Below are 525 nucleotides of genomic sequence, written 5' to 3' on the forward strand. Positions count from 1 at the left end.
ATGCCTTCCTCCTCGCTGAAAGTACTTTACAACCCGAAGGCCTTCTTCATACACGCGGCATGGCTGCATCAGGCTTGCGCCCATTGTGCAATATTCCCCACTGCTGCCTCCCGTAGGAGTCTGGACCGTGTCTCAGTTCCAGTGTGGCTGGTCATCCTCTCAGACCAGCTAGGGATCGTCGCCTAGGTGAGCCATTACCCCACCTACTAGCTAATCCCATCTGGGCACATCTGATGGCATGAGGCCCGAAGGTCCCCCACTTTGGTCTTGCGACGTTATGCGGTATTAGCTACCGTTTCCAGTAGTTATCCCCCTCCATCAGGCAGTTTCCCAGACATTACTCACCCGTCCGCCGCTCGTCACCCGAGAGCAAGCTCTCTGTGCTACCGCTCGACTTGCATGTGTTAGGCCTGCCGCCAGCGTTCAATCTGAGCCATGATCAAACTCTTCAATTTAAGTTTGATGCTCGTGAATTAAACTTCGTAATGAATTACGTATGTTCACTCAGAGACTTGGTATTCATTT

The 525-nt window shown here is 52.2% G+C and carries 1 rRNA gene; it reads right to left on the reverse strand.

The features are described 5' to 3' along the window. Positions 1-455 (reverse strand): 16S ribosomal RNA (locus tag PGR29_RS24815); the annotation flags it as partial. Between the last annotated feature and the right edge of the window lie 70 nt (positions 456-525).

The organism is Klebsiella sp. 141203, from assembly GCF_032601985.1.
In the GTDB taxonomy this organism is placed as follows: domain Bacteria; phylum Pseudomonadota; class Gammaproteobacteria; order Enterobacterales; family Enterobacteriaceae; genus Klebsiella; species Klebsiella aerogenes.